General features: G+C 55.5%; 7 protein-coding genes. 6 read left to right on the plus strand and 1 reads right to left on the minus strand.

The features are described 5' to 3' along the window. Positions 1–465: 465 nt before the first annotated feature. The 4 genes from DXX99_RS10855 (at position 466) to DXX99_RS10870 (ending at position 2,103) form a co-directional block, all read left to right on the plus strand. Positions 466–726, plus strand: coding sequence for a CopG family antitoxin (locus tag DXX99_RS10855; RefSeq protein ID WP_165847843.1), 261 nt, complete (start codon positions 466–468; stop codon positions 724–726). Between the two features lie 20 nt (positions 727–746). Beyond that, positions 747–1,049: a hypothetical protein gene (locus DXX99_RS10860; RefSeq protein WP_134643015.1), complete on the plus strand. Its 303-nt coding sequence runs from the start codon at positions 747–749 to the stop codon at positions 1,047–1,049. Continuing rightward, complete coding sequence (locus tag DXX99_RS10865; RefSeq protein WP_115793492.1) at positions 1,039–1,389, plus strand: toxin-antitoxin system TumE family protein; 351 nt, start codon at positions 1,039–1,041, stop codon at positions 1,387–1,389. Before DXX99_RS10860 ends, DXX99_RS10865 begins: the two co-directional genes overlap by 11 nt. Before the next feature lie 135 nt (positions 1,390–1,524). Continuing rightward, positions 1,525–2,103: a helix-turn-helix domain-containing protein gene (locus tag DXX99_RS10870; protein ID WP_115793493.1), complete on the plus strand. Its 579-nt coding sequence runs from the start codon at positions 1,525–1,527 to the stop codon at positions 2,101–2,103. Positions 2,104–2,134: 31 nt separating this feature from the next. Here the strand turns inward: DXX99_RS10870 and DXX99_RS10875 are convergent, their stop codons facing one another. Further along, complete coding sequence (locus tag DXX99_RS10875) at positions 2,135–2,428, minus strand: type II toxin-antitoxin system Phd/YefM family antitoxin (protein WP_115793494.1); 294 nt, start codon at positions 2,426–2,428, stop codon at positions 2,135–2,137. A gap of 278 nt (positions 2,429–2,706) precedes the next feature. Between DXX99_RS10875 and DXX99_RS10880 the strand changes: the two genes are divergently transcribed. After that, positions 2,707–3,567, plus strand: coding sequence for a nucleotidyl transferase AbiEii/AbiGii toxin family protein (locus DXX99_RS10880; protein WP_115793495.1), 861 nt, complete (start codon positions 2,707–2,709; stop codon positions 3,565–3,567). Further along, the gene (locus tag DXX99_RS10885) at positions 3,527–4,156 is read left to right on the plus strand and encodes a type IV toxin-antitoxin system AbiEi family antitoxin domain-containing protein (protein ID WP_115793496.1); all 630 of its coding nucleotides are present in this window, start codon (positions 3,527–3,529) and stop codon (positions 4,154–4,156) included. Before DXX99_RS10880 ends, DXX99_RS10885 begins: the two co-directional genes overlap by 41 nt. Positions 4,157–4,266 lie beyond the last annotated feature (110 nt).

Genomic DNA, 4,266 nt, shown 5'->3' on the forward strand with positions numbered 1-4,266 from the left:
GGCGGCTGCGGCTTGATTTGACCGGCCCACCGGTGGTATGCTTTACTTGCGAGGAGTTCCGGTGGGCTCGGTCGGACCGCTTCACCGCCATATCCCAAAACGGTCCGGACCGAGTTTCTTGTTTTTTTCCCCGGTCCCAGAACCCGGAAACCAGAATTCTACCAGGAGGCCCGCAATTCCTGCTTTAAGCCCTCTTCTATGTAGCTTCTCTTCAGAACTCGGAAACTTAAGCTAGAACCCCGCCGCCTGACGCTCTTGCCTTCCAAAGCAAGTCCGGTGTATTCTTTCCGTGACATTTTGTATCACAAAGGCCTCTGGCGGGATCTAATTCAAAAATAGTCAGGCCCCCTATAATACCTCCGTCGAACCGCTTAAGCACATCGTTAAACACCCCGCAGCCCTAGGAGGCCATCTACAACATGGCGCATGACTCTTGCCGAAAGGAGGCCCGAAGCAGGTACTACCATGCCAGAGCGGAAAAGCGCTAAGCTGCCCGACACGAACGACGTAGTTGACCTCGCCGACTTCTTCGACCGAACCGACACGGAAGAACTGGAGTGGAAAGACGACCCTTTGGAGTTCCGAAAGCCACAAATGGTCCAGGTCTCGATACGCATCCCTAAAGAAGACCTGGAGGCTATAAAGAGAGCAGCCAGAAAGGCAGGGATCGGCTACACCACATTCATTCGTATGCTTTTGAGACGCGCAGTGGAGACAGGCAAGTAGTGCACCAGGGGGTGATCCCTTTGCTCGACAAAGTGATTAAGGAAGCAGAAAGTCTGCTGGGCATGTCCACGGAAAACGTTCTCCGCGAAGGACTTAAAAAGCTCTTGAGCTCGAAAGTCGAGGAAAACAACGAGGTTATTGAGAACCTGAGGAAGAAGTACGGGGTTTCGAACTACCAGGAGCTCGAGGAAAAAATCAGGGAAGGAGAGCTACCCGGACACCCTGCCTGGGAAGACGTTATCCTGTGGGAGGAGTTATCACGGCATAACGAGGCCCTGAGAAGATTGATCCGCCAGCTGGAGGCGGGCAGAGTTGTCTCTTGACCCTAAAGAACTATTAGCACGATATGGCGACATCATCGCGAAGATCGAAGTTATAAGCATCGGCACAGCCCAGAAGTTAAGGATCGTGCTCAAAGACGACAGCTATATTGACCTTTGGTTTTCTGCCTCAGGCCGGTACTCCTACCACTGGGAAAGACGGCACATCGATGGGAAAATTTTTCGTTTCGACAATGCGCCACACCATAAAGACGTTGCAACATTTCCCCACCACCTCCATGACGGCAGCGAGGAGAAGATCCAGGAATCCTGGATAAGCAGCCGATTGGAAGAAGCAGCGTTCCAAGTTCTGGACTTCGTCAGAAGCAGATTGAGAAGATAGACCCCATACACCGCTTTAGAACCTGACAAGGGACCCTCGGCAAGAATGAGTAGGGGTATGAATAGAGTCTCTTGCCAATATGAGCAGAGTCCCTTATCAAATGATTAGGGGTCTGATAAGGGGTTGAGGTAGGGGTTGGAGGAGCTGAGTTTAAAGGAAGCAGCCGAAGTTCTGGGAATAAGCCTTTCCACCGCCCGCCGCTGGGTGAAGACCGGGCGGCTCAACGCCACCCTGAGAGAAGGACCTTACGGACCGGAGTACGTGATACCGTGGGAAGAAATAGAGCGGATCAAGGCAGGAAGACCTAACCCTCCTCCCGCGACTCCTACCATCGTCGAAGAGGATCCGGGAGTAGTAGTTCCCAGGGAGTGGCTAGTCGGGGTTGTAAGACAGGCCTTAGAGCAGGCCCTGAGCAACACCGTTAATCAGGTGGCAAGGGGTATGGAGGAGACCCTTACCACCTTGATCAGGGGTGTGGAGGAGACCCTCTCTAACCACTGGTCAGAGATTGAGCAGGGGTTAAGAAGGGAGCTAGAGGGGTTGCGAGCCGAGCTCGCAACCACCAGGGAGCTCCTGCTTAGGCAGGAGGAAGAAAAGCGTTCACTGGAAGAAAGATACGCGCGGTTGCTGGAGGAGAGAGACAAGCAGCTAATGGAAGAGATGCGGCGCATGCTTCAGCCAAAGAAGAAGCCCTGGTGGAAATTTTGGGGCTAGGTCCGCAACTACTGGATGGCGCGAACACAAACTACCTTTGTGACCGTTGTTCGCGCCTAACTGCTCGAACCTCAGCCCCGATATCTTCTTCCCGCGATCTATCCAGCCCCAGTTCCCTGGCACGCTCGCGCATGCGTGAAACGGCCGCCTGAGCCCGAACTCTCCGCACCAGGCGAAGAGTCTCTTCTAGACGGCCCTCCTCTATGCCGACTAGGAGTGCTACCGGGCGGCCATTGCAGGTGAGAACCGCTTCTTCTCCTGCGCGAAGGGCCTCCCAGATTTCTTTTCCACGCAACCGCAGGTCGCGCACCGTAATAAAGCGCATAACTTTTCCCTTCCATCAGGCCTTTCACAGTCTCATTATACCTGCCAGCACGAAACCAGGAGCGACACACAGAAAACCCGCTTACGCATTACAGTAGACCGAGCATCTCAGGGAGATCCCCGAATTCCAGGCGTATTACTCCCCCATCGTGCTACATCCGCGTCAGTGCTACATCCGCGTCACCGCACGGCGGGACACCCATGTTCGATTGACAAAGTTAACAAAAAAGCTTACTATGAAGAGCGAACTCCTGGAAGGGTCTAGGGAGGCATAAGAAGGTGCGGTGGGAAGAGGTAACCCGGCAGGCCCATGTACTGGGAACAACCCCTGAGTCCATCTTCCGTGAAGAAACCCAAAAGGCTATCCTGTCCTTCCTGAGCAGGAAGGGCTTCTTTCGCGAAGGCGTGTTCCAAGGAGGAACCGCGCTACGCTTTTTCTACGGCGCTTCCCGCTTCTCAGAGGACCTAGACTTCGTTTTCGTGGCGAAAAACTCAGGCACCTGGCAGAACACCGGACGCCTATTTCAGGGGCTAGAGACCTACCTCCTGGGTATTTTCCTTTTCCCACTGGAGGTGACGGTGAAAATGCAGAAAGAGAGCGAGACCCTGAAGAGGTTTTCCCTCCGGGTCACAGGAGGCCCTCTGAGCAGGAAAGTGGTAGTGAACATCGAGTTTGCCAATGTGCCGTCGTATATGCCTCGAACAGCCCACCTGGAGTTCCCTCCCTTCAACCCAGTGGTCCGGGTAGAGGCTCCGGAGGAAATCCTGGCAGACAAAGTAGTGGCCTGCGCCTTGAGAACATACATCAAGGGCCGGGACCTGTGGGACATCCGCTATCTGACTTTCGAGAAGGGATTGACCTTCCCCGTTAAACTCATCGTCCAGAAGGCACTGGACTACGGAAGCACCGCCCGAGAACTGGCGGAGAAACTCAAGAAAGCAGCAGGGAAAGTGAGGGAAGAGGGGAGAGAAAGCATTCTCAGCGAGATGCCACGCTTCCTGGCAAAACACGAAGCGGAACTGCTTCCTGCACAAGCATCCGAAGTTGCGGCCGGGGTGGCCTCCCTCTTGGAAGAGGCCGCAAAGGAGGTGGTGTCCTATGCGGATGACGGAGTGGTACCGCCTTTTCCGGGAGAATAGCCTTAAAAAGGTGTTCACCTTCGACGACCTGCACGTACTCACCGGGCTGCCTACCCGGGAGCTTAAGGTAGAGCTCTCCCGCCTGGTCAAGCGCGGTCTCGCTGAACGCTTGGCAAAAGGCATCTACGCAAACCCTTTCAACTACCCCTCCCCGGCGGAAATAGCGATGGTGCTGAGGCCTCCGTGTTACATCTCCATGGAGTACTGCCTCTCGGAAGAGGGCATCCTCTCCCAGCATTCCTTTACCGTCACCTGCGTTACTCTCGGGACCCCGGGCACCGCCCACACCAGCAGAACTATCTTCGAGTACCACCGCATCGCCCGCAAACTTTTCTGGGGATGGCGTGAGGACGGACAGGGAGTCAGGTGGGCCTGGCCGGAAAAAGCGCTGCTAGACCTGATCTACATCCGGCACCTGCGAACCAGGGAACTCTCCAGAGAAAGGCTCCTCTCTCTGCTGGATGACATGTACCTCGAAGAGCTGAACAGTGAGAGGCTCCTGGAGTTCCTGTCCCGGTTTGGGAGCCCGCATGCCGAGAAGATCGCCGACATCCTCACAAAGGCGGGTCTCGCGGTCACTCCCAGCTGAGCTTCTCCACGGCCCTCTCCAGGTCCGTCCTGCCGGGCCTGGTGTAGACCGCCGTGGTGTCGAGCCTGGCGTGTCCCGCAAGACACGCCACCTTGTCCAAGCTCTCCCCG

Origin of the sequence: Ammonifex thiophilus (assembly GCF_003368535.1) — a bacterium.
Lineage (GTDB): Bacteria > Bacillota > Desulfotomaculia > Desulfotomaculales > Ammonificaceae > Ammonifex > Ammonifex thiophilus.

Coding starts and splice junctions, on each gene's coding strand:
- DXX99_RS10885 (WP_115793496.1), top strand. CDS start 3,527: ATGCGGATGACGGAGTGGTACCGCCTTTTCCGGGAGAATAGCCTTAAA.
- DXX99_RS10855 (WP_165847843.1), top strand. CDS start 466: ATGCCAGAGCGGAAAAGCGCTAAGCTGCCCGACACGAACGACGTAGTT.
- DXX99_RS10875 (WP_115793494.1), bottom strand. CDS start 2,428: ATGCGCTTTATTACGGTGCGCGACCTGCGGTTGCGTGGAAAAGAAATC.